The 20,939-nt window shown below is 46.1% G+C and carries 20 protein-coding genes; 5 read left to right on the top strand and 15 right to left on the bottom strand.

What is annotated here, in order from left to right:
* Window positions 1-64: 64 nt before the first annotated feature.
* The 4 genes from NE671_RS09485 to NE671_RS09470 all read right to left on the bottom strand — a co-directional run bounded on the left by NE671_RS09485 (window position 65) and on the right by NE671_RS09470 (window position 4,253).
* Window positions 65-736 carry a YkgJ family cysteine cluster protein gene (locus NE671_RS09485; protein ID WP_114002017.1) on the bottom strand — a complete coding sequence of 224 codons (672 nt, stop codon included), beginning with the start codon at window positions 734-736 and terminating at the stop codon, window positions 65-67.
* Window positions 736-1,116, bottom strand: coding sequence for a DUF6483 family protein (locus NE671_RS09480; RefSeq protein WP_022426444.1), 381 nt, complete (start codon window positions 1,114-1,116; stop codon window positions 736-738). The genes NE671_RS09485 and NE671_RS09480 overlap by 1 nt, the downstream gene beginning before the upstream one ends.
* A gap of 114 nt (window positions 1,117-1,230) precedes the next feature.
* Window positions 1,231-3,426 (bottom strand): DNA topoisomerase III, encoded by a 2,196-nt coding sequence (locus NE671_RS09475; RefSeq protein WP_173740418.1) that lies wholly within the window; start codon window positions 3,424-3,426, stop codon window positions 1,231-1,233.
* A 152-nt stretch (window positions 3,427-3,578) separates the two neighbouring features.
* A complete protein-coding gene (locus tag NE671_RS09470) occupies window positions 3,579-4,253 on the bottom strand; it encodes a response regulator transcription factor (protein ID WP_021652293.1) in 675 nt (224 codons plus the stop codon).
* 180 nt (window positions 4,254-4,433) lie between these two features.
* Here NE671_RS09470 and NE671_RS09465 point away from each other — a divergent pair, with 180 nt between their 5' ends.
* Both NE671_RS09465 and NE671_RS09460 read left to right on the top strand, forming a co-directional pair.
* Window positions 4,434-5,366, top strand: a complete 933-nt coding sequence (locus NE671_RS09465) for a diacylglycerol/lipid kinase family protein (protein WP_173740419.1) — start codon at window positions 4,434-4,436, stop codon at window positions 5,364-5,366.
* Window positions 5,367-5,439: 73 nt separating this feature from the next.
* On the top strand, window positions 5,440-6,129 hold the full coding sequence (locus tag NE671_RS09460) for a phosphatase PAP2 family protein (RefSeq protein WP_110102518.1): 690 nt from the start codon (window positions 5,440-5,442) through the stop codon (window positions 6,127-6,129).
* A 25-nt stretch (window positions 6,130-6,154) separates the two neighbouring features.
* Here NE671_RS09460 and NE671_RS09455 read toward each other — a convergent pair whose 3' ends face one another.
* Genes NE671_RS09455 through sfsA form a run of 3 tightly spaced genes read right to left on the bottom strand, consistent with a single transcriptional unit; the run spans window position 6,155 to window position 8,916 of the window.
* The gene (locus NE671_RS09455) at window positions 6,155-7,171 is read right to left on the bottom strand and encodes a glycosyltransferase family 2 protein (protein WP_059085369.1); all 1,017 of its coding nucleotides are present in this window, start codon (window positions 7,169-7,171) and stop codon (window positions 6,155-6,157) included.
* On the bottom strand, window positions 7,168-8,223 hold the full coding sequence (mutY, locus tag NE671_RS09450) for an A/G-specific adenine glycosylase (protein ID WP_244095950.1): 1,056 nt from the start codon (window positions 8,221-8,223) through the stop codon (window positions 7,168-7,170). The genes NE671_RS09455 and mutY overlap by 4 nt, the downstream gene beginning before the upstream one ends.
* A 12-nt stretch (window positions 8,224-8,235) precedes the next feature.
* Complete coding sequence (gene sfsA / locus NE671_RS09445; RefSeq protein ID WP_173758972.1) at window positions 8,236-8,916, bottom strand: DNA/RNA nuclease SfsA; 681 nt, start codon at window positions 8,914-8,916, stop codon at window positions 8,236-8,238.
* Window positions 8,917-9,218: 302 nt separating this feature from the next.
* Here sfsA and NE671_RS09440 point away from each other — a divergent pair, with 302 nt between their 5' ends.
* Window positions 9,219-9,839, top strand: a complete 621-nt coding sequence (locus tag NE671_RS09440; RefSeq protein ID WP_144094241.1) for an HAD family hydrolase — start codon at window positions 9,219-9,221, stop codon at window positions 9,837-9,839.
* A gap of 2 nt (window positions 9,840-9,841) precedes the next feature.
* Entirely contained in the window at window positions 9,842-11,200 is a 1,359-nt protein-coding gene (locus NE671_RS09435) for an MATE family efflux transporter (RefSeq protein WP_044962002.1), read from the top strand.
* Window positions 11,201-11,306: 106 nt separating this feature from the next.
* On the opposite strand, the gene NE671_RS09430 is transcribed toward NE671_RS09435, so the two are convergent.
* From NE671_RS09430 to NE671_RS09400, 7 genes are all read right to left on the bottom strand, one after another.
* On the bottom strand, window positions 11,307-11,606 hold the full coding sequence (locus NE671_RS09430; RefSeq protein ID WP_015527011.1) for a DUF3784 domain-containing protein: 300 nt from the start codon (window positions 11,604-11,606) through the stop codon (window positions 11,307-11,309).
* Between the two features lie 82 nt (window positions 11,607-11,688).
* Window positions 11,689-13,323 (bottom strand): L,D-transpeptidase family protein, encoded by a 1,635-nt coding sequence (locus NE671_RS09425; protein WP_243113434.1) that lies wholly within the window; start codon window positions 13,321-13,323, stop codon window positions 11,689-11,691.
* A 127-nt stretch (window positions 13,324-13,450) separates the two neighbouring features.
* Entirely contained in the window at window positions 13,451-14,803 is a 1,353-nt protein-coding gene (locus NE671_RS09420; RefSeq protein WP_173740420.1) for an MATE family efflux transporter, read from the bottom strand.
* 257 nt (window positions 14,804-15,060) lie between these two features.
* Entirely contained in the window at window positions 15,061-16,602 is a 1,542-nt protein-coding gene (gpmI, locus tag NE671_RS09415; protein ID WP_015527007.1) for a 2,3-bisphosphoglycerate-independent phosphoglycerate mutase, read from the bottom strand.
* 211 nt (window positions 16,603-16,813) lie between these two features.
* Window positions 16,814-18,109, bottom strand: coding sequence for a homoserine dehydrogenase (locus NE671_RS09410; protein WP_021652282.1), 1,296 nt, complete (start codon window positions 18,107-18,109; stop codon window positions 16,814-16,816).
* Between the two features lie 53 nt (window positions 18,110-18,162).
* Window positions 18,163-19,281 carry an Mbeg1-like protein gene (locus NE671_RS09405; protein ID WP_173722595.1) on the bottom strand — a complete coding sequence of 373 codons (1,119 nt, stop codon included), beginning with the start codon at window positions 19,279-19,281 and terminating at the stop codon, window positions 18,163-18,165.
* Window positions 19,282-19,464: 183 nt separating this feature from the next.
* Window positions 19,465-19,686: a hypothetical protein gene (locus NE671_RS09400; RefSeq protein ID WP_021652279.1), complete on the bottom strand. Its 222-nt coding sequence runs from the start codon at window positions 19,684-19,686 to the stop codon at window positions 19,465-19,467.
* Window positions 19,687-19,787: 101 nt separating this feature from the next.
* Here NE671_RS09400 and NE671_RS09395 point away from each other — a divergent pair, with 101 nt between their 5' ends.
* Window positions 19,788-20,066, top strand: a complete 279-nt coding sequence (locus tag NE671_RS09395; protein WP_015527002.1) for a helix-turn-helix domain-containing protein — start codon at window positions 19,788-19,790, stop codon at window positions 20,064-20,066.
* A 116-nt stretch (window positions 20,067-20,182) separates the two neighbouring features.
* On the opposite strand, the gene tpiA is transcribed toward NE671_RS09395, so the two are convergent.
* Window positions 20,183-20,932 carry a triose-phosphate isomerase gene (gene tpiA, locus NE671_RS09390; RefSeq protein WP_021977259.1) on the bottom strand — a complete coding sequence of 250 codons (750 nt, stop codon included), beginning with the start codon at window positions 20,930-20,932 and terminating at the stop codon, window positions 20,183-20,185.
* Window positions 20,933-20,939 lie beyond the last annotated feature (7 nt).

Raw genomic sequence — 20,939 nt, 5'->3', positions numbered from 1 at the left:
TTCTTTCCTCCGTGCGAGAGACTTTCAGGCAGGTAAGCTCAGACACCTCGCTGCCTGGTCTGTTTCACACTCCAAGGCTCAGGAGTTCTTTTCCCGCCGCAAGTCTCTCATAAAACTGCTCATAAAAATCCCGCTTCTCATCATAAGGCTTCCTGTAAAACTGGTTCACCACATACATGTTCAGGTTTCGGATCAGGTCACTGTCCTCGCTCTCATAGAGAACCGACTGGACATCCAGAAGAAAATAATGCCAGTCACAGACAAATTTTTCGTAATTTCGAAAATCCGGAGTATCTACCCATTTCCGGACCTTGATCTTACTGCGGCTGGTCTTTTTGCACTCGTGGATCTGAAGGATGTATTTAAAACTCCCGTCCTCATAGTATCTTCCCAGCGGGAACAAACGGCAGAAGCCCGGACGAAAGCTGTGGATGGAGCATCTTCCGTTGCCATTCAGAAATACGCATCGTTCCTCTGCCCCTGTCATCCTAAGATGCGGCAGAATATTTCCGTCTGTGACGCCAAGCTCTATTTTTCCGGCAAGCAGCTGGTCCACACTTAAGTGAAGTCCCTGACTTAACCGCCATACATCCAGCGGATCCAGTACAACAGAATCTCCCATTCCCGTACAGCAGTCAAAACAGCCCTTACAATCCTGACAGTCTGCCTTTACCATGTCATTTGCCTCGTATAAACGACCGTCGGAAATTTCCTCCAGTGTAACCTCCCGCCGCATCAGACAAGTGCCTCCAGTCCTGTAACTCCCCAGTCCTCAGCCAGGCTTTTCAACCCGTCCAGGATCTCCTCCCTGGAATAATCGTGATCATCTAGGTAATCTACGTCCATATCATTGAGATGCAGATAAAAGGTAAGGGCAAGCTCCAGATAATCCGGATCATCTTCCTCCATGTTCATAAGAAGCTCATTTTCCGCTCCGTTGATGTCACCCTCATCAGCAAGTCCTATAACCTTCTTAAAAAGCTGGTCTGCCTCTGTATAATCTGCCTCTGCTGCAGGAAGTGTATACTGCGGCATATCTCCCTTAAGAAGAAGTCTTGTGATCAGTCTTGCGATATCCTGAATATTTCCTGACATTCTGTCATCCTGTAATCCCAAATCGTTTTCCTCTCTTTCTGCTGTCCTGTTCTGCCAGACGCATTTCTCCGACCGACGTATCTGCATCCGGTCCTCCGCTCATCCGAACCCCGGATATCTGGACAGGCAATTTATTTAATCCAGTTTAATTCCTGACAACGCCTGTGCAAATGCATTGTTCACCGGCTCATTGGCCTCTTTCTGCTGTTTCTTAAGATAACGCTGCACATCACGCTTATTCACACCTGCACCCTCTTTGGCTCGTCTTGTCTGAAAGGATGAAAGCTTTTCTTTATAGCCGCACTGACATACAAAGGTCTCTTCTTTTCCCTTCAGAAGCATCTCCATACGCTTATGGCATTTCGGACAGCGCGCATTGGTGGTCCTGGATACTGTCTCTCTGTATCCGCATTCCCGGTCCTCGCACACCAGCATTTTGGCATTCTTTCCGTTGACTGCCAGGAGATGTTTGCCGCAGTTAGGGCACTTCTTGTTTGTCATATTGTCATGGCGGAAGGTTCCCTGTCCGCCTTTGATCTCATCTACGATCTCACAGGCATATTTACGAATCCCTGTGAGGAATTTATCCTGACGGAGCTTTCCGTTTGCAATATCACTGAGCTTCATCTCCCAGTCTGCGGTAAGCTCCGGCTTTTTCAGTTCTTCCGGAACCAGCTCCAGAAGCTGTTTTGCCTTGGAGGTAATGTAGATCTCATTGCCTCTTTTTTCCATCATAAAGCTGTTGAAAAGCTTCTCGATGATGTCCGCTCTTGTGGCTACCGTTCCAAGTCCACCGGTCTCACCAAGGGTTTTTGCCGCTTTTTTGTCGTGGCTTTCCATAAAATGAACCGGATTTTCCATGGCACCAAGAAGTGTGGCCTCTGTAAATCTGGCCGGTGGTTTTGTTTTGCCTGCTGTAAGAGCTGCTCCTTCCACAGTAAGTATCTGACCTTCCGTAAGCTCCGGAAGCTTCTGGTCTTTCAGCTTATCACCGGATTCCTCTTCATCCTCATCCTGCCAGCCGCCTTCATAAACCTCTCTCCACCCTGCACTTTTTACAATACGTCCGCTTGCAGCGAAAGTTTCTCCTGCTGCAGTTCCTTCCATGCTTACCAGCTCATATACAGCCGGCGGATACAGCACGCTCAGGAAACGGCGTACTACCATATCGTAAATCTTCCGTTCCTCGTTGGTCATATGATCCAGCTGTACAAACTGTTCTGTAGGAATGATGGCATGATGGTCACTGACTTTTTTGTCATCCACAAAGCCAGCACTGGTCTGGATCGGTTTATTGACCAGCGCACCGGCAAGTTTTCGATAAGGACCTGTCCCGCATGCCTGAAGACGCTCTTTAATGGTAGGAACTACATCTTTTCCTATATATCTTGAATCCGTTCTTGGGTAGGTAAGGACTTTGTGATTCTCGTAGAGCCTCTGCATGATATTCAGAGTTTCCTTTGCAGAAAAGCCGTATTTCTGATTGGCTTCTCTCTGAAGAGTGGTCAGGTCATAAAGCCCCGGCGCATAGGTCTTCTTCGGCTTTCTGGAAACCTTTGTTATGGTAAGGCTGCTTTTTCCTGCCTTTGTCTGGATCTCCTGGGCACGCTCCTTCTTAAAGGTGCGGAGGCTTCCGCTTTTTCCGTCACGCCAGGTCCAGCGTACATTTCCCGCCTGCAGAGTGATCCCGTAATAATCCTCCGGCTTAAATTCCCGGATCTCCTGCTCTCTTCTTGCGATCATGGCAAGGGTGGGAGTCTGCACACGTCCGCAGGAAAGCTGGGCATTATATTTACAGGTCAGCGCTCTGGTCCCGTTCATTCCCACCAGCCAGTCCGCCTCCGCCCTGGCCTGTGCCGCACGGTAAAGATCATCATAATCATGGCCGTTTTTAAGGTGGGCAAAGCCGTCACGGATTGCTTTGTCCGTTACGGATGAGATCCACAGACGCTTAATAGGTTTATGGCAGTCTGCCTTTGCAAGGATCCATCTTGCTACCAGTTCTCCCTCACGTCCGGCATCTGTGGCAATGATGATCTCCCCGATATCCTTCCTGTAAAGCTGGGTTTTCACCGCATTGTACTGCTTGGAGGTCTGGCGTATCACCACCAGTTTCATTTTCTCCGGCATCATGGGAAGCGTGGAAAGCTCCCATTTGGTATATTTTTTATCGTATTCTTCCGGATCTGCCAGTGTTACCAGATGTCCCAGGGCCCAGGTCACTACATAGTCTTTTCCTTCCAGGGTTCCGTTCCCCTTCTGACTGCAGTGGAGGACTCTGGCAATGTCTCTGGCAACGGATGGCTTCTCCGCAATTACTAATGATTTCATATTTTTTTCTTTCACCTCTTACTCTTTGGAGCCTGTTTTTCAGAGCTCCGGGGTTCAACTATTATAGCATGAAAAAAGCACTTCGTCCAGAAAAGGGCCGAAGCCTTTTTCGTCGAAATGCTCTTTACTTTCATATTACTCTCAGCAGCTGTTCATGCACATTTTCCGCTGATCTTATAGCCCACTCCACGAACTGTTTCCACCAGATCTCCTGCCGGGCCAAGCTTCTGGCGAAGGGTACGGATATGTACATCTACGGTTCTGCTCTCTCCGTCGAATTCATATCCCCAGATCTGATTTAAAAGCTGTGTTCTGGAAAGAACCGTACCACTGTTTTTCAGAAGGAGACAAAGCATCTCGTATTCTTTCAGTGTCAGATTCACAGGCTCCTGATCAACAGTTACCTCATGTCTTCCCGGACATACATAAAGATTTTCCATACGATACTCCTCTGCACCATTGTCCTCTGATCTCCGAAGAAGGGCACGTACCCTGGAGATCAGTTCCATCATGCGGAACGGCTTCGGAATGTAATCATCTGCACCGCTGTCCAGACCTACCACGGTATCAAACTCACTTCCTTTTGCAGTAAGCATGATCACCGGAAGTTTCCGCACATCCGGACGGATACGGATTTTTTTTAAAATAGACAGTCCGTCTTCCTCCGGAAGCATAATGTCCAGAAGCACCAGTGAAGGCAGTTCTTTTTCCAGCGCTTTCCAGAAAAGTGATGGCCGTTCAAACCCCTGTGCCTCCAGCCCCTGACTGTTTAATGTATATACAACAAGTTCACGGATACTTTCATCATCTTCCACAAGATATATCATAATTTTCCTCCAGCTTCATTTTTCATCTGATACGTGCAAGTATAAAGTGCATTCGTAAAATCCAACATAGAAAAAAGGTTAAGTTTATGTAAAATATAGAAATCCTTAAGAAATTTTAATTTGTAAAAGCCGAACGTCAATGTTATGATAAAGCAGAGAGTTGTTTGGAGGTTTTTTATTATGTATTCTTTTATTGTGAATCCCAATTCAAGATCCGGTGAGGGACGTAATGTCTGGAACCGGCTTCGCAGCATCATGGAAAGTCAGGGGATCTCATATCAGTATTTTCTCACAGAATATGTGGGACACGCCACAGTACTGGCACGAAGGATTAGTGCCGCCGGAACACCGGAGGATCCGGTAACTCTGGTAACAGTAGGCGGTGACGGCACTATTTATGAAGTACTTACCGGGATCATTGATCTGTCTTCGGTTGTTTTCGGATTTATCCCGGTCGGGTCCGGCAACGATTTCTGCCGCAGTATGGGCCTGCCCTTTGATCCTTTTGAAGCGCTTCGCTCTATCCTTGAGAACAGACGGAACATTTTCATGGATGTTCCTGTTCTCCACCTTGGCAGCCATTCCTACCGTTTCGGCATCAGTGCAGGAATGGGCTACGATGCGGCAATCTGTCAGGAAGTCCTGATCACACCTGGCAAAAAATTTCTCAACCGTCTCCATATGGGTAAACTCATCTACCTTATGGTGGCACTGAAGCAATTTCTCTTCCTTACTCCGTCCCCGGTCACGATAACACTTGATGGGAACAAGCCACAAACCTTCAGCAGGACTTGGTTTGCGGCTGTAATGAACCAGAAATATGAAGGCGGAGGCTTTAAATTCTGTCCAAACGCCAGTCCGGAGGATGGTTTACTGGATGTGATCGTTATTGAAGGAATCTCCAAGCTGAAAATGCTGTTCTGCCTGCCGAGCGCTCTCTGGGGAAAACATACTCGCATTCGCGGTGTACATATTTTACAGTGCAGGAACGTACATATTACAAGTGCCCATTCCCTTCCTGTGCATAAAGACGGAGAATCCGGCGGAATCCAGCGTGAATTTTCTGTGACCATTGAAAAGAAACCTTTAAAAATCATAATGCCTGTGTTATAGTAGCAGGTAGATACTTAACAAAAAAGAAGCTTAAGGCTGACATCAGCCATACCTCAAGAAAAGGAGCGGCAAAATGTTGAGTAAAATAAAAAAATACAGGCACGGTTTTATCATAGCGATCTATTTCGTTGCCTATCTTATCCTGTTTGGATATCTGGAGCAGCGGCCTGTACGAGCCTACCATGTTGTACATACTGTTTTTGATGATATGATCCCGTTCTGCGAGATTTTTATTATTCCGTACCTTTTATGGTTTCCATATGTGGTAATGACGGTTGTGTATTTCCTGTTTCGCAATAAGAATAAAAAGGAATATTTCCAGCTGATCTTCAACCTGATGATGGGAATGACGGTTTTCCTTGTTGTTTCCTACATCTATCCGAACGTTCAGTATCTCCGCCCTGCGGTATTCCCCAGAAGCAACATCTTTACACGACTGGTGGCTGAGATCTATCGGACAGATACTCCCACCAATATCCTGCCAAGTATCCATGTATTTAATTCCCTGGCTGTTTATTTTGCCATTCATCACTGCCAGGCACTAAAAGACAGGAAATGGCTTCAGCGAGGAGCTCTGATCCTTTCTGTTCTGATCATCCTGTCCACCATGTTTATCAAGCAGCACTCCGTGATCGATGTATGTCTTGGTACCACACTGGCACTGTTCGGACATCTCCTGTTCTATCCACAGAGAGTGGAGGATTACGAGGAACAGCGCTCCCTATCCCATATGCGCAAGAAGAAGCCGGAACAGAATTTATAAAAAAAAGCCCCGTTGGGGGCTTTTTTTAATTAAATCCATAAAACTTCTGACAGATCTTATATGCTGCCACAAACATCTTTCTTCCACCTTTTCCGGGAAGATTGGACACTCTTCCGAAGAGACTTCTCCGAAGCTTCCGGTATAGTCCCATATTCTGGTCTTTGATGTAATCCTGCAGCTCCTGTTTTTTATCCAGGCATTCCTGCGTTGCAGCTCTTACCAGCATGATCGAAGAAACGGTTGTGATGATATCCAGATAGCTGAACATATAAGCACGAAGTCTGCGGTTGCTTACATTAGCCTTCAGATAGGCGTCCACCATCAGTTTGTTTACACGGATCTGCTGATCGATACGCTTGATCATCACTTTCTCATTGACAGACTGATCATCTCTTCCAATAAAATACCGATAGAAATTTACATCCAGATAATAGAGATTTTTTACATAGGGAAGCGGCTCAAACGCAAACAGGTTATCTACGTAGAACGTATGCTTCGGAAGCTCCATTCCACAGTCATGGAGAAGTTTTGTACGGTATATCATGGAATGCATAAGGAGATACTGGCCTTTTTTCATGTGGCGTACCTCATCCCATCCAAAAATCTGGTTTGTCGGAAAACAGTGTCTGTACTGCATGATCTTTTTGCGGGTAGCTCCCTGCTTCTCATAAACGAAATTACTGATGAGAAGATCCACGGTCTCAGCCCCACGTGTCAGTTCATAAAGTGTTTTCAGGACCTCATAGTAGGCGTCCTGATTTACCCAGTCATCACTGTCCACAACCTTGAAATAAAGTCCTGTTGCGTTTTTGATCCCTGTGTTGACTGCCTGTCCATGACCGCCATTTTCCTGATGTATGGCTTTTACGATAGTTGGATATTTCTCGGCATAATCATCTGCGATCTCGGCAGTACGGTCACTGGAGCCATCATCTACAATGATGATCTCCACTTCCTCTCCTCCGATCAGCAGGGAATTGATGCATTTTGACATATAAGCCTCTGAATTATAGCATGGTATTGCTACGCTCAAAAGTTTCATGAGTTTTCCTCCTTCATATATCTGGTGTATGCGCGAAACGCAGATGGTATTGCATATTTTTTATCGGATTCTCTCTTATCCACAAACAGGAACTCCCCCTGCGGTGCTTCTTCCAGAGAGGATACAGCGATACGATAAGCACACATCCTCCATTCAATATGGGAAAAAATGTGCTTCGCATCCGGCAGTGCTTCGATCCGCAGTGGTTCCAGCCCCATGGCTTTTACCCGGGCAAGTGCCGCCTTCTCCGTCAGATGTCCTTCCACATTTGGAAGCTCATAAAGGCCTGCCAGAAGTCCTGTATCCGGACGTTTACGGATCGCTGTACCTGCTCCGTCCTGGATCACAAGGACCGTTCGCTGTTCTATGGTGCGGGCTTTCTTCGGTGCTTTTACGGGAAGTTCTTCTACAGTTCCATGCTTTCTGGCAAGGCAAAAATGCCCCAGCGGGCATTCTTCGCACTTTGCTGCTCCGTTTGGAACACAGACTACAGCTCCCAGCTCCATCATAGCCTGGTTGAAATCCCCTGGTCTGTCCTCAGACATCTGCTCTGTAAGATCATTTTCCACCGATTTCCGTACAGACTGTTTCATGATATCTCCACGGTTTTCGGTGAGTCTTGCGTATACCCGCAGCACATTTCCATCTACTGCAGGGACTTTCTTTCCGTAGGCAATGGACGCAATGGCACCTGCCGTATATCTTCCTATTCCTTTTAACGAGAGAAGTGTCTCAAAATCCTCAGGGATCCTGCCTCCATATTCTTCCATGACCTGAACAGCCGCTTTCTGCATGTTGCGGACACGGCTGTAATAGCCAAGGCCTTCCCACAGCTTGATGATCCTCTCTTCCGGTGCCGCCGCAAGGGCTGTTACATCCGGAAGTTCCTGGATAAAGCGCTGAAAATAAGGTTTCACCGCTTCCACTCGGGTCTGCTGGAGCATGATCTCAGATACCCAGGTATAATAGGCATTGTCTTTATCTCTCCAGGGCAGGAGCCTTTTGTTTTTATCGTACCATTTCAGAAGGGGTTCTGCAATGTTTTCAGGCATATCATTTCCTTTCTATAATCTTACCGGTATCGGATCACAGATCTTCATGGAATCTTCCGTGACGGCACAGTCATAGGCCAGGATGTGAACACCGGCATCTGCTGCCGCCTTAAGTGTTTCTCCAAATTCCGGATGTGTCTCCCGATTTGGTTCAAAATACCTTACATCCTTCATCTGGATCACCAGAAGAAGATACGCCTCATAGCCGTCAGCTGCTGCATGCATCAGCTCACAGAGATGCTTGATCCCCCGTTCTGTAGGTGCGTCCGGAAAGCGCACGATATTATTTTCTTCCAGAGTGACGCCTTTTACCTCGATAAAAGCCTTTCGCTTCCCGGATTCCACATACAGGTCAAAACGGGAATTTCCGTATGTCTTTTCTCTCCTGACAGTCACTTTCTCCGGAAAAAGATTTCCGGCCGCCACCCACTCTTCTGCTGCTTTATTTGGGGCCTGGGAATCCATATTGATCCAGCGGCCCTCCTTGTTCACACTGATCAGATCGTATTTCGTTTTCCTGGCAGGATTATCACTCTTTTCCAGGATCACTTCTGCTTCCGGAACAAGAAGTTCCCGGCATCTGCCTGTATTCTTCACATGGACCGTTTCCAGCTGATCCCCGATCTGCACATGAGCGATAAAACGGTTAGGCCTGTCTTTGAATATACCTCTGATCGTATTCTTATAATTCATAGTTTTTCCCTCGTAACCCTTACTATAACATAAAATCTTCAAAAGCGCAGTTGCTTTTTTTTCTTTTCTCATATAGAATTATTTTGATAACTGTTCACTGGTAATATTCCGCGAGGTGTTTTTTGTGAGCGAAGGTCACAGAAAACCCGAAACATACCGCGCGAATTTATGCGATTAGCATAAATTCTGTGCATCGCGAAGCGTATTGCTGAGAACGGAGTGAACAGTAACTTTTTTGTACTATGTACAGTACAAAGGGTTGCTTTTTTTACATATCATAGTTTTTTGGGGAGGTTTTTCTGATGGACAGTATTATTTTTGATGTTGACGGTACGCTCTGGGATTCCACCGGAATCGTAGCTGAGGCCTGGAGTGATTACCTTATCCATACGGAGCACATGGATACCGACGTAAGTGCCAAACGACTGATGGGGCTTTTCGGCCAGCTGCTGCCGGATATCGCAAAGGCTCTTTTCCCTGAGCTTCCGGAAGCAGAACAGCTTCGTATCATCGACGGCTGCTGCCAGGCAGAGCACGAGGCACTGCTTCGCAAATGTGCTCCGCTGTATCCGGATCTTGAGAAAACACTGAAGATTCTTTCCAGCCGTTTTCCTCTTTTTATCGTCAGTAACTGCCAGGCCGGATATATTGAAGTGTTCCTGAAATCCACAGGCTTCGGACACTATTTCAAGGGCCATCTCTGTCCCGGTGACACCGGCATGGCCAAAGCGGAAAATATCATGAAGATCCGCGAGGATAATAATCTTTCCGATCCGGTTTATATCGGTGATACTATAGGAGACTTTAATGCCTGCCGGAAAGCAGGAGTTCCTTTTATCTTTGCTGAATACGGTTTCGGTCAGGTGGATAAACCGGATTACCGGATCACCAGGCCTTTTGACCTTACGGAGATATGCAGATGAGTATGAAAAGATCAAAATCCATAGACCTTACTTCCGGTCCGATCCTGAAAACGCTTTCAGAGCTTGCTCTTCCTATCATGGCATCTTCCCTTCTTGGAACTGCCTATAATATCACAGACATGGCCTGGATCGGGCTTCTGGGCTCCAAGGCAGTTGCCGGTGTCGGTGTGGGCGGCATGTATGTGTGGCTTTCCCAGGGACTGGTAGCCCTTCCACGAATGGGCGGACAGGTAAACACCGCACAATCCTGCGGCCGGAAGGATTATAAAGAGGCACGTTCCTACGCGGCCAGTGCCCTGCAGATGACCATTCTCTTCGGTCTCTTATTTTCTGCAGCAAGTATTATATTTCTTGATCCTCTGATCGGATTTTTTAATCTGACAGACCCGGAAGCATATTCTTCTGCCAGATCTTATATGCTGATCACCTGCGGACTGATCATTTTTTCCTTCCTGAACCTGACTCTCACCGGACTTTTTACAGCCCAGGGAGATTCCAGATCTCCGCTGATGGCCAATTTTCTTGGACTTGTGGGAAATATGCTCCTGGATCCGCTCCTGATCCTTGGCATTGGACCTTTTCCACGGCTTGAAACGTTAGGTGCTGCCATTGCCACAGTAACTGCACAGTTTCTGGTTTTTGCAGTGCTGGTTTTCCGGATCTTTACTTCCGGGCTGGAAACAAATGTACTTCGTGAACTTCATCTTTTTTCACGTTTTCCGGGAAAATTTTATAAAAATATCTTCCGCATTGGTTTTCCAACCGCTATCCAGAGCATGCTCTACTGTATGATCTCCATGGTACTGACCAGAATGGTTTCCGCCTTCGGTGCTGCTGCCATTGCTGTCCAGCGTGTGGGCGGACAGATCGAATCCGTTTCCTGGAACACCGCGGACGGCTTTGCCTCTGCCTTAAATGCTTTTACCGCACAGAATTTCGGTGCAAAAAAATACGACCGCATCCGCCAGGGCTACCGTATTTCCTTTGGTATCCTGACAATCTGGGGCCTTATCATAACTGCAGCCTTTGTGCTGCTCCCACGCCCGATCTCCGGACTGTTTTTCCATGATCCGGAATCCCTTGGGATTTCTGTAAATTACCTGATCATCATCGGCTTCTGTGAGGCTTTCATGGCCATTGAGCTGATGACCATCGGTGCACTGTCCGGCCTTGGTATGACCAAGCTCTGCAGTATCATCAGTATTATCCTGACAGGGGCCAGAATCCCGCTTGCCATGCTGCTGACTCATGCGGGAATGGGACTCAATGGTATCTGGTGGGCACTTTCCCTTACTTCTATCGTAAAGGGAATCATCTTTACTCTGACATTCCGGCAGACCAGCCGAACGAAATTAAACTAAATACAGACAGAAAAACTCCCCGCGGATACCGGAGCCTGATCAGACAGGTTACCGTTTCACGGGGAGTTCTGCTTTTTTACCTAAAGGATAGTTCTGATACTTCTGATCATTTTTTGATACATTTTGTTCTGAGTACAAACAGAAATACCGCAAGTATCACAAACAGAATTACTACATAGGCGATCTTTGCTGCTACACTTGTGGTGAATGCGTCAACTCCTGTAGCCACTCCGATAAGTATCAGACAGATTCCTGAAACCTTTTCCATTTTTTTCTCATCATACTTCTGGGCTCTGGCCTGTGTGTTTCCGCCTTTCATAAAAAAGGAACCGTGTCCGGTAAAAAGCATAAATCCTACTACCAGTGCTGCGATTGTAAGTATAAAGCTGAATGACTGATCAAACATAATATTTTCCTCCTGCTAAAGAACAGGAGCCACACACCGGATCACCGGCTGGCTCCTGTTTGTTTTTTGACTACAGATCCGATCAATAGAAACAGACGATCGGAACATTATACTGGATAATGTTGTAAAGCTCTCCCGCTTTATCCGGCGGCATATTGATACAGCCGTGGGAACCTCCGGTTAGATACCGGTCGCCTCCAAAGTACGGCTGCCAGTCTGCATCATGGAATCCAATGCCTCCGTTAAACGGCATCCAGTAGGTTACCGGCTGTTCATAGGAATAGGTTCCGTCTGGTTTCTTGGTGCCACGTAACACATCCGGGCTCTTCTTATAGTACAAGGTGAAGATTCCAGGAGGTGTTTTTCTCTCCGGATCACTTGCAAGTCCGGATACGATATCTGATTCAAAGATCACATTTCCATCCTGATAATACCACATATACTGTTCTGTAAGGTCCACTTCAATGTAGGTATTTCCCAGATCATTCACACCATAAGAATTGGCTCTCATGGAATAAACCGGCTCTCTGGTCGTCTGAGCTCCGGACTGGATCTCCTGGGTAAGCTGTGCCACCTCTCCGTCCTGATCGATCTTCCAGCCATATGCAGAACCGGAAACCGAAACGGTTCTTCCGCTTGTTGTCTGGAACTGACGCTCTGTACCTACTGTATCATGATCCGCTGCAAGCTGTGCCACATAATCCACGATATGCTGTTTGAAGGATGCATCATCCTGGATCAGCTGGCCCTTTTCGTCAAACTGCAGCCAGTTCTTGATGGTGCTTCCATCAAGTGTTACTGTCTCATCTCCAAATGTGTAGGTGATACTTGCCCTCGCAAAGTTATTATATGCATCCACCGTTGCCTGCAGATCTGCACTGTCGCTGGTCACATCTGCTTTCACATAAGCATCTGGGTTACTGCCAAGATCTACTTCCCCGTCATCGCTGCTGATAGCATCACTGATCATCTGATAGGCTTCTTTTACCTTCAGTTCACTTCCCTCTGTCTCCGGCACGATCGTAAACTCGGAATCATTAAAGCTTACGTACGCATTCTCCGGTGCTACCTGATTCTCTTTCTGGGCACAGTTCAGTGCTTTCACTTCTGACTCCAGCTTTGACTTGTCAAAAGCTGTCTGCTCACTGGCTGTGTAAGTCGTCTTTTCAAAAAATCCTCTCACCCATTCATAGGGCTTCTGCGCTTTCAAAAGCTTCAGAACTTCACCACTGGATATATAACGATAACTGATATCCGTTCCTTCTATAGTCTGCGGTTCCTGATCTCTGGCCTTTACCTGGATGGAATAGCCTTCCATTTTTTTTGCGATCTCCTGCTCAACCTCATATGCAGTCCTGTTGGAGCTGTCGATCCCGTTAATCGTTGTGCCCTCAAAGAAATGACTGGTGTAATAATAAGATACTCCTGCATATGCACAGCCTGCCACTACCAAAACCATGGCGGCGATCATTCCGGTTACCTTCAGTGCCTTATGCTTTTTCTTTTCGGGTATAACAATAGGTTCAAATTCAGATTCATCGATAGGTACGTAGGTGATCTTCCTTGGCCTTGCTGATTTCGAAGGTCGTGCCGACTTGTGAGCAGCTGATCTGTTATTTTTATTTTCAGGCTGAGGCTCTCCTGCAGTATCACTGACGATCTTTGCCATGGCATCATTGATCCTGTCCTCGATATCCCTCTTTTCATCGTTGCTCATATTTATTCACCTCTATGTTCATGTGCCTTCAAAAAAGGCATCTTTCCATTGATACTTTCTGGTCTTACTCACCAGCTTTTTCATTATATCATACTTTCCGGAAATTGCATCTCATTTCACGGTTTTTTTATAACTTATTTGTACCGTACAGCTTCCGCGCCATATCTTTCATAACATAGAAGTACATTACCCAAAGGAGCACTGACGCAAAGATCCAGGCCACCGGACTTGCAAGACACGTACCGATATAGCTGCTTTTTCCGGCTGCAACGGTAGCGGTGATCCCTCTTCCTGCAAGCTCAGCCACACCGGCCATCATAGGAAGAAGACCATATCCCATTCCCTGGATCCCGTTTCGCAGTACATTGACAAAATACAGAGGAATAAAAAACAGTGCCACACATTTTACATAGATTGCTACCATAGGAAGCACTTCTTCAATGTTATCTGAGATAAACAGATATGCAAAATATTTTCCCGCAAAGAACAGAAAACTACCAACAACAACAGAATATACAATTCCTATAAAATGCGAAGCCCGGAAGCCTTCCCGCACTCTCTCAAGCTTTCCGGCTCCGATATTCTGTGCATTGTAGGTAGCGCTGGCAGTTCCCTGTGCCACATATGCCTGGGTGAAGATCTGCTCGATCTTACTTCCTGCTGTAAACGCCGCCACCGCATAAGAGCCAAGCATATTTAAGGCTGACTGTACCATCATGGTTCCGATCGCCGTAATGGAATACTGCAGTCCCATTGGGATTCCCACACCGATCTGCTTGGCTGCGAGGTTACATCTGAAATACCAGTCTTCTTTTTTCATACGGAGCTCCGGCACAAACTTCCAGATATATACCAGACATAAGACTCCTGAAACTCCCTGGGAAATAATGGTAGCCCAGGCTGCTCCAGGCGCTCCCAGCTTAAACACGATGATAAATACAAGGTCAAGCACAATATTCAGCATTGCAGATAAGATCAGAAAATACAGTGGTACCTTACTGTTTCCCAGTGCACGGAGGATACTGGCCAGGATATTATATAATGCCTGGGCAAAAATCCCTCCGCAGATGATCATAACGTAAGCATATGCATCCTTGAAAATATCATCCGGCGTATGCATAAATTTCAGAAGTGCATGCATACCTGTCATGCTGACTGCTGTCATCACTGCCGAGATCAGCGCTGTCAGGATCAGTGCATTTCCCACGGTCTGACGCATCTCATCCATTTTTCCCGCACCGTACTTCTGTGCAGTCAGTACGGTAAAACCGGCAGTAAGTCCCAGAAGAAAGCCTATGATCAAAAAGATGATAGTTCCTGTTGAGCCAACTGCCGCCAGTGCCTTTGTTCCTACAAATTTTCCTACAACCACCGCATCTACCATATTGTAGAACTGCTGAAATACATTACCAATAAATACCGGGATCGTAAATCCCAGGAGCACTTTTATCGGTTTTCCCTGTGTCATGTCTGTTTTCATGAAATCTTTTTTCCCCCCATTTAATTTGATCGTTCCTAAACTTTGTGCTGCTTTTTGTTATTCTTTTTATTATTCTTTCTGTAACTTTACAGTTGCTCAAAAGTTACCTGTTTTTATGTATCAGAGGGATTATAGTTGAAATGGAATGATTTTACAAGATGATTTTGAAAATTTTTTTCATATGTGGAAACAGAAACAATCGGATGAAAAAATCCCGGCAGATCCGTAAAAATCTGCCGGGATTCCGTGAAGCTTATTTATTTCTCAACAAGAAGAGACTCTCCTGTCATTTCCTTCGGCTGCTCCATACCCATAAGCTGGATCAGAGTCGGAACGATATCTGCAAGACATCCGTTCTCACGAAGTGTGTATTTCGGATCTGCGTTTACAAGGATAAACGGTACCGGGTTCGTTGTATGAGCTGTCCACGGCTCACCTGTTTCATAATTTACAAGCTGCTCTGCGTTACCATGGTCAGCGCAGATAAAGAGCTGTCCGTCAACCTCTTTGATTGCCTCTACAGCCTTACCAACACACGCATCAACAGTCTCAACAGCCTTGATCGCAGCTGCCTCAACACCTGTATGGCCAACCATATCCGGGTTCGCAAAGTTGATGATGATCACATCATATTTGTCAGATTTGATTGCCTCTACAAGCTTCTCGCAAACCTCCGGTGCACTCATCTCCGGCTGCATATCGTAGGTCGGAACCTTCGGGGATTTTACAAGGATTCTGTCCTCTCCTTTGTTTGGCTCCTCAACACCACCGTTGAAGAAGAATGTAACATGTGCATATTTCTCTGTCTCGGCGATACGTGCCTGTGTCATATCGTGAGCTGCAAGGTACTCACCGAAGGTATTGTGAAGAAGAACCTTGTGGAATGCTACCAGCTTATTCTGGATGGTATCATCATACTCTGTGAAGCATACGAATGTGGTATCCAGTCTCTTTGCTCTCTCAAAGCCCTTAAAATCGTCATCACAGAAAGCTCTTGTGATCTCTCTTGCACGGTCCGGACGGAAGTTGAAGAATACAACGGAATCCTTATCAGAAATAGTTGCAACCGGTTTGCCGTCCTTCTCGATAACAGTCGGAAGCACAAATTCATCTGTCTTGTCATCATCATAGGAAGCCTGAACTGCTGCTGCAGCATCTGTTCCCTTTACGCCTTCACCCTGTGTAAGAGCTTTATATGCAAGCTCAACACGATCCCAGCGGTTATCACGATCCATTGCATAATAACGTCCGGAGATCACACCGATCTCGCCAACGCCGATCTCTTTCATTTTAGCTTCCAGCTGCTCTACAAACTCTTTACCGGATGCAGGCGGTGTGTCACGTCCATCCAGGAAGCAGTGTACGTAAACTTTCTTGAGTCCCTCTCTCTTTGCCATCTCAAGAAGTCCGTAGAGATGTGTATTGTGGCTGTGTACTCCACCGTCAGAAAGAAGTCCCATAAAATGGATCGCGGAATCGTTGTCTTTTGCATTCTTCATAGCAGAAAGAAGTGCCTCATTCTTGAAGAAATCGCCGTCCTGGATCTCTTTTGTGATCCTTGTAAGCTCCTGGTATACGATACGGCCTGCGCCCATGTTCATATGACCAACCTCGGAGTTACCCATCTGTCCGTCCGGAAGACCTACCGCAAGACCGCTGGCATTGCCTTTTACAAACGGATAATCTTTCATGAGTCCGTCCATAACCGGTGTTTTTGCCTCATATACAGCATTTCCGTCATGTCTGTCATTGAGTCCGTATCCATCAAGGATCATTAAAACTGTTGGTTTTTTGCTCATAATTTTCCCCTTCTTATCTTTGATCGAAAATCTGTCCGGCACAGCTCTTCACTGATTCTGAAACCCTCTGTACCATTCAGGATTCTTTTGTTTTCCATTTTATATAGTACCAAAATCCAGAAATTTTGCAACGTTTTCTTTGACAAAAATTTGTCTGTTTTCAATTTCCCGACAACTGATACGGCTGATCTGTAAATTTACGCGAAAGATATTATTTCTGGTATACACGGATCATAGAAGAAATCTTTCTTACAGATGCGCTGTTTTCCAGTTCTTCCTTAACCTTAAAGAAAGCGCCCTCGCTTACAAGTTTGGTGATCACAACAACCTCTGCGGTATCCGGTCTCTTGCTTTCTTTCTGCATGATCTGTGCCACGCTTGCCTGATATTTTGCAAAATGCTCCAGGATTTCAGCCAGCACACCGCAGCGGTCCTCTACCTGCAGGCGGAGGAAATAACGGTTATGGGTATCTGCCATATTTTTTACCGGAAGTGTCTTATAGCAGGTGCAGCCTACTCTTCCACAGCAATCTGCCTTCATATTACGGACTACCTCAAATACATCACCGGCAACCGCACTTGCTGTAGGAAGCTCACCTGCTCCACGTCCGTAGAACATGGTATCTCCTACTGCATCTCCGTGTACAAAAACCGCATTATAAGAATCATTGACGGATGCAAGGGGATGCTCTGCCGGGATCAGCATCGGGCAGACATAGGCCTCAACGCCGTCCTCCTGACAGCGTGCAACACCCAGAAGCTTGATCTCGCAGCCCATTTCTTTTGCGTAACGGATATCCTTTGCCGTGATCTTTGTGATTCCCTCTATATGAACATTATCAAGGGTAACTCTGGAATTAAAGGCAACTGATGCAAGGATGGCAACCTTTCTTCCAGCATCAATTCCCTCGATATCTGCAGTAGGATCTGCCTCTGCATATCCAAGTTCTGTAGCAAGAGCAAGAGCATCTGAAAATTCCATTCCCTCCTGGGACATCTTGGTAAGGATAAAGTTCGTAGTTCCGTTTACAATTCCCATAACTTCCGTTACATGGTTAGCCTCAAGACTGTTCTTCAACGGGCTGATGATCGGGATTCCTCCGGCAACTGCTGCCTCAAACAGAAAATCCTTCTGCGCTGCCCTGGCAGTTTCCAGGATCTCTTTTCCGTGGACTGCGATCAGATCCTTGTTTGCAGTTACAACGTTCTTGCCGGCTTTCAGTGCTGCAAGGATATAAGTACGTGCCGGCTCGATCCCGCCGATCAGCTCGATCACAATATCAATGGAAGGATCTCCCTCAATATCTGCCCAGTCTGTTGTAAGAACAGAAGGATCGTCTACCTTCCCGGACGCTTTCTCAAGGTTACGCACCAGGATCTTTGTGATCTTTACCTGGCATCCAAGCTTGGCTGTCATTTCCTGCTCCTGGCTTTTGATCACTTTATATACACCGGTTCCTACTGTTCCGAGACCAAGAAGGGCCGCATTTACGACTTTTTCGTTCATTTTCTGATGTCCCCTTTCCGTTTTTTCCAATTTTTATCAGAGTAACTCCTATGTTATGGCAGAAAACGCTTTTTGTCAAGTTCCGGCAGAGGAAGCAATTCCAGCCAGCTGCCAAAAAGTCCGGTGATCAGTTCCTGCACCATAGCTTTTGACTGTGGTTCCAGTTTATCCAGCTGGCGCACCATGGCAGCCAGACTTTTCAGACCACCTTCCTGGATTTGGGAAATGGTATCTGCTCCGGTTGCTTCCAACACAGAAAAGAGTTCCCCGATGAGATGCTCTCTCTGCTTTTCATCCATATGGTCGATCCATTTATGAAGACTTCGATCTGACGCCGCAGCTCTTCTTGTCAAACTTTCTTTCTCTATAAAGGATGGCCCCATTACCTCCCAGGTAAAAGCATCATGCTGCAGGATCCCCTTCTGTGTACTGGCTACAATCCGCGGATCTTTCTGGTGGCTGAGCAGCATACCGATCACAGATGCCTCGGGAATGATACGAGTGACTTTTGGCAAAACCCTTTCCACTCTTCCGGGACTGAAAAATCCTTCCGGGAAACCCGGGCCATCATTATCATAGACAGAAAGAAGCTTTTCCTGCAGGATGTCACTGCACTGCATCGCTGCATACATAGCCAGATTTCCGCCTTTGGAATGACCGCCGATCCGCAGCATGGACTGTATATAAGTTCCATGCGTTTCCAGATATCCCAACGCCTTTCTGTGCGAAGGAACAACTCCGTTGCTTAAGTTAAAATCCTCCTTCCATCCCACAATGGTATCATCGGTTCCCCGAAAGGAAATATATGTGGTTCCATCATCCAGTCCTATAGTCACTGCCGCAAACTGCTGAGCCTGACTGGAAAGGATTTCATTGACAAAGCCTCCTACTGTACATTTCCGGAATCTCTCCGCACAGGCCATTTTTTCAAGGAGCACCGGTGTATTCTGCAGAAATGCACTTTCTGCTTTCAGATCCTTCTTCATTTCCCGTCTGGAAAAAGCCGCAAAGAGTTCTTCTACAGAAAGAGTATTTCCGTTTTTTACTTCTGCCCTCTCATCCAGATCAAGATAGGAAAAACACGCCAGTATCAGATTGTCAACTTCATTAAAGGGTGACTGCTCAAAGGTAAGATCTCCTCTCCAGTCAAGATAATCCAGAATATTCCCCATAAAATCCTCCGCAAATGATCATATAAGCGTCTTACGCACAGCTGCAGGCTTTCTTTCTATTATAATACGTAACGGCTGCATCACAGCACAGCCATCTGATGCGTTTCTGCCGTTATCAGATAACCGTTTTCTGAAACGACATACCCTGCCAGATATTTATTGTTATCATACCATAAATCCTGATCATTTGCTCCTTTCATCCATTTTTTTTCTGAGATAAAGGATGTAATGAATGCAGCCGCAGGTAAAAGCTGGAAACAGTATCGACAGGCCTGCTGCTGACATCATATAGATCACTGCCCCTTTTCCGTCATCCGGTGTTCCTGCCACAAAGCAGTAGAACATGGTAGCTGAAAAATACAGTGTGATCACCACTGAAATTAAGATTTTAAAAAACTTCCTCATTGCTTCTCCTTTCTATAGTGTCGATATAAGGACACTGTTGTGATTCCAATTTTACCTTCATAATAAGATTAATTCAAGGATGAATCGGACAGGATATATATATGATAAAATATGACAGATTTTGGGTCACGATGAAGGAGCGTGGGATCACTCAGTATGATCTTTATGAACATTACCAGATCACCCGTTCACTTCTGGACAGACTTCGAAAAAATAAAAATGTTGAAATTTATACCATAGACAGGCTGTGTTCCATTCTCCACTGCGAGATCGAGGACATTGTGGAACACGTTCCCGAGCCTGACGAAAGGAACGAACATACAGAAAAAGCTTCAGAGAAAAACAATCCTTACTCTGAAGATAAGAAAAACTCTCTCTGACTGTGATCAGATGCAGCTTTTTTGTTGGCTGTGTTATCCGTGTCAGGGAGAGTTTTTCTGATTTTTTCTATAAGTAGATATAAAAAAAGGGGCCGAAGCCCCTTTTTAAATAGATCTTATTTGTAGTTTACGATCTTTCCGAAATCTGGTTTCAGGGAAGCGCCGCCTACAAGACCGCCGTCGATATCAGCCTGAGCGAATAAGTCAGGAGCTGTTGCAGCGTTTACAGATCCGCCGTACTGGATACGGATCTCTGCTGCTGTAGCGTCATCATAGATCTCAGCGATGCATTTACGGATATCAGCGCAAACCTCCTGAGCCTGCTCTGTTGTAGCTGTCTTACCTGTTCCGATAGCCCAGATCGGCTCGTAAGCGATAACTGCTGTCTTAGCCTGATCAGCTGTAACACCCTGGAATCCAACCTTAACCTGCTGACGGATGAAGTCCATTGTTACGCCCTGCTCTCTCTGAGTAAGTGTCTCACCACAGCACATGATCGGTGTGATGCCATGCTCGAAAGCTTTGAGCATTTTTTTGTTAACGTCCTCGTTTGTCTCACCGAAGTACTCTCTTCTCTCGGAGTGTCCAAGTACAACGTACTTAACGCCTGCATCTACGAGCATAGCCGGAGCGATCTCACCTGTGTAAGCGCCTTTCTCCTCGAAGTACATGTTCTCAGCACCAACCTGGATGTTAGAACCTTTAGCTGCCTCAACAACAGGGATGATGTCGATAGCCGGTACGCAGAATACTACGTCAACTTCATCGTTAACAACAAGCGGTTTTAAAGTCTCAACAAGCTTTACAGCCTCGCTTGGTGTCATGTTCATTTTCCAGTTTCCAGCAATAATTTTCTTTCTTGCCATTGTTTTT

Source organism: Blautia sp. DFI.9.10 (assembly GCF_024461705.1).
GTDB lineage: Bacteria > Bacillota > Clostridia > Lachnospirales > Lachnospiraceae > Blautia_A > Blautia_A fusiformis.
Note: the sequence above shows the minus strand (reverse complement) of the source record. Positions and strands in the feature narration are given on the sequence as shown.